The sequence below is a fragment of the Thermodesulfobacteriota bacterium genome (assembly GCA_036482575.1).
In the GTDB taxonomy this organism is placed as follows: domain Bacteria; phylum Desulfobacterota; class GWC2-55-46; order GWC2-55-46; family JAUVFY01; genus JAZGJJ01.
Genome location: JAZGJJ010000013.1, coordinates 1 through 3,318, shown reverse-complemented (window position 1 = coordinate 3,318; position 3,318 = coordinate 1). Strand labels below are relative to the sequence as shown.

Genomic DNA, 3,318 nt, shown 5'->3' with positions numbered 1-3,318 from the left:
GCCCTCCCTTAGCGCCCTTACCTCTCCCTTTTCCTCCTCCAGCGCGCGTACGGAGCGTATGAACTCGCCCTCGTCCCCCTCGAGCATCTCTCTGGCCCTTTTAATCACGCCGTCCGGTATGCCGTAGTTCCGCGCGACCGAGAGGCCGAGGCTCGGTCCGGGCACGCCGTAGCCGAGCTTGTATCGGGGTCTCGTCGTTTCCTCGTCGAACTCGACCGCCGCGTTCTCGAAGGCCGGGTCCGTCTGGGCACGGGCCTTCAGGATATTAAGATGCGTGGTGACCACGGTCGTGGCCCCCCTTTCGGAAAGTGTTTCGAGCATGGCGAGCGCGAGCACTCCCCCCTCGGCCGGGTCCGTGCCCACCCCTATCTCGTCAACGAGGACGAGTGTCGGCGGGGAGACGGCCTCCAGTATCTCTCCGAGACGCTTAAGGTGGGCGGAAAAAGTGCTCAGGTCCTCTGCTATATCCTGCCTGTCGCCTATGTCGGAGAAGACGTTATTAAAAAGATTAAGCTCGCTGCCCTCCTCTGCCGGGATCGCCAGGCCGGTTTGAGCCATGAGAGAGAGGAGCCCGAGGGTCTTAAGCGCGACGGTCTTCCCTCCCGCGTTGGCCCCGGAGATAACGAGTACGCTGCTGCCTGGCCGTAACCTTATATCGACGGGCACGACCGGGGCGCCGCGCTTTAACTCCTTAAAGACGAGAAGCGGGTGCCTCGCTCCGGTAAGCTTTACCTCTCCGCCCTCTTTTATAAGAGGCACCACGGCCTGTATATGTTCCTTAAAGAGGGCTTTTGCCTGCGCGAGGTCGAGCCGGGCCGTGGCCGAGAGGTCGGCCATAATAATGTCCCTCTCCTCAATGACCCGAGCCGTCGCGGCTTTGAGTATCTTAACCTCCTCGGTCTTCTCCTCCTTTTTAAGGATGGCGATGCGGTTATTGAGCTCGACGACCTGAAAGGGCTCTACGAAGTATGTGGCCCCGCTCGCGGACCTGCCGTGCACCACGCCCGGAAGCTCCGCGTGGCGGCCGGCCTTAACGAGCAGGACGTAGCGGTCGTCTCTTATGGTAGAGATCTCGTCGGTGAAGACCCCGCTCAACTCCCTGCTGCCGGTGAGCTTTTCGAGCACCGCCCGGCCCCTCTCCCTGGAGGAGAGGACCTCGCCCCTTATCTCCCGGAGCTTCGCGGACGCCTCGTCACGTATATGGCCTTTTTCGTCGAGGACGCGGGAGAGCTCGCCCCGGAGGGCCTTATGGTCGGAGAGGGTGCCTATCCTGGACGACGTTACTGGGAACGCGCGGCTGAACGAACGGTCCACGAGCGACTTTATCCGTGATATCGCCTCGATGGTCTCTTTTATATCGAAGAGTTCCGGGGGGGTGAAGTAGGCGCCTTCCGGCGCGGGGGCGGAGAGGAGCGGCCCTATATCGCGTATCCCGTCGAACGGGAGCGGGCCGGACGCCTTCAGTACCGAGCCCATCTCTGTGAGTTCGGCGAAGGCCTCCTCGATACCGGAGCGGTCGGTCCCTGGCCTTAAACCCCGGACAAGGCCGCGTGCCGGGGGCGAGACGGCAAAGCCCTCCAACTCGCCAAGAACTTCATGGTATCCGAGGGCCTCTAAGGTAATATCGTCCACGGCTGTCGATTAATGCCGTTATCCGTCTCCCGTGGTCCGTGTCCGGCAACTATGGAAAACTCTTAAGGGCAGGCTCTTATACGGTCACGGATAACGGACACGGGCTTTATCTACTTCCTCGAAATCCTCCTGAAGCCCGAGCACTCGACGACCTCAACGCCGTCGAGTATGTCGTCGAGGAGGAGGTTCACCCCGAGGTTGTCGCTTGATATATGTCCGGCTATGACCACGTTTACGTGGTGCTTTTTCGCCTCTTTCCTGTGGTCTTCGCCGATGTGCATTCCGACCACCGTGCCGACGCCGGCCTGTGAGAGTTTCTCGTAGGCCTTCTTGCTGCCTCCGGTGCCGCCGGTCATGTCGACGAAGACCTTTCCGGCGCTGCTCTTGCCCGAGCCGACGACCAGCTTGGGCCCGGTGCCGGAGGCAAGTGCGCCGGCGTACTCCGGTATGGCGCGCAGGATATCGATTATATCGTCGAGGCTGCGCGGCGTTTTATCGTCGAAAATCTTTTGAAGGTAGTCGGCCACGGCGTTGTCCGAAGGGGTGTGGACGCACATAAAGGGTATGTCGAGGAGTTTCGCGGCATCCACCGCGCGCGTGTGGTTGACCGGCATGAGCCTCCTCTCGACCTCGGCTATGCGCTCGGCCATTATGTCCTCGGCCACGTTTATCGGGACGCCGTACTTAAGGAGTATCCCGGACTGCATGTCCATCACCGCGTAGAGGGCGGCCATGGCGCGGCCCTCCGGGTGGTGGGCGATTATCAAGTCTATCGGGCCGGGGCCGGGGCCGCTGCCCCCGTTCAGCCTGTCGGCCAGAAGGACCTCGCCTACCTCCATGTCGATTCCCACGAGCGCCCTCTTGACCTTCTTCTTGGGATCGCCGTAGAGTATCCGGGTGTCCGAGTAGGGGTTGGTGAGACGCTCCTTGTCGAAGAACTCCCTGTCCTTCTCCTTCAGGTCGTCGAACTCCTTCCTGGCCCGGCCGAGCGCCTCTTTGACCTCGCCGGCGCCACGGGGGTCGAGCTCCATCCCCCTTTGGACTGCCTTCTGATATATATCTTCTATCTTCATGAACTCTCCGGGTATGAACTACTAATCTTAAAAACAAAAAACCCCGACTTATGTCGGGGGGCGGATGGAGGTTTCAGCCTCCGAGGAGGTCCTTTACTATATCTTTTACCGTGCCTCCGTCGGACCTGCCTTTTATCTCGGGCATAACCACCTTCATTACCCTGCCCATGTCGCCCATGCCCTCGGCGCCGACCTCGTCTATCTTGCCCGTCACAAGGGCGCGTATCTCCTCGGCCGAGAGCTGCGCCGGCATGAAGGCCTGGAGTATCCCGGCTTCCTTTTCCTCTTTTTCGGCGAGGTCGTCCCTCCCGCCTTTCTTAAACTGCTCTATGGAATCTTTACTCTGCCTTAAAAGCGTGGCCACCACCGACTGGATCTCCCCGTCGGAAAGCTCCTTCTTCATCTCTATTTCTTTATTCTTGACCGCGGCAAGGAGGAGCCTCAGGGTGGAAAGCCTGAGCTTTTCCCCCTGCTTCATGGCCGTTATTATCCCCCCTGTAATGTCTTCCCTCAAGCCCATAGAGGCCGGTTATCCTCCCTTCCTGAGTTCCGCCAGGACCATCTTCACGACGGCCTTCAGGGTCTCGAAGACACCGGTGCCTTTGGGGGCCAC

The 3,318-nt window shown here is 60.3% G+C and carries 3 protein-coding genes; all 3 read right to left on the bottom strand.

What is annotated here, in order from left to right:
• A partial coding sequence (locus V3W31_00520; GenBank protein ID MEE9613422.1) for an endonuclease MutS2 occupies window positions 1-1,632 on the bottom strand: 1,632 nt, incomplete at its 3' end.
• Window positions 1,633-1,742: 110 nt separating this feature from the next.
• Window positions 1,743-2,705 (bottom strand): NGG1p interacting factor NIF3, encoded by a 963-nt coding sequence (locus V3W31_00515; protein MEE9613421.1) that lies wholly within the window; start codon window positions 2,703-2,705, stop codon window positions 1,743-1,745.
• Between the two features lie 73 nt (window positions 2,706-2,778).
• A complete protein-coding gene (locus V3W31_00510; GenBank protein ID MEE9613420.1) occupies window positions 2,779-3,225 on the bottom strand; it encodes a GatB/YqeY domain-containing protein in 447 nt (148 codons plus the stop codon).
• Window positions 3,226-3,318: the final 93 nt, after the last annotated feature.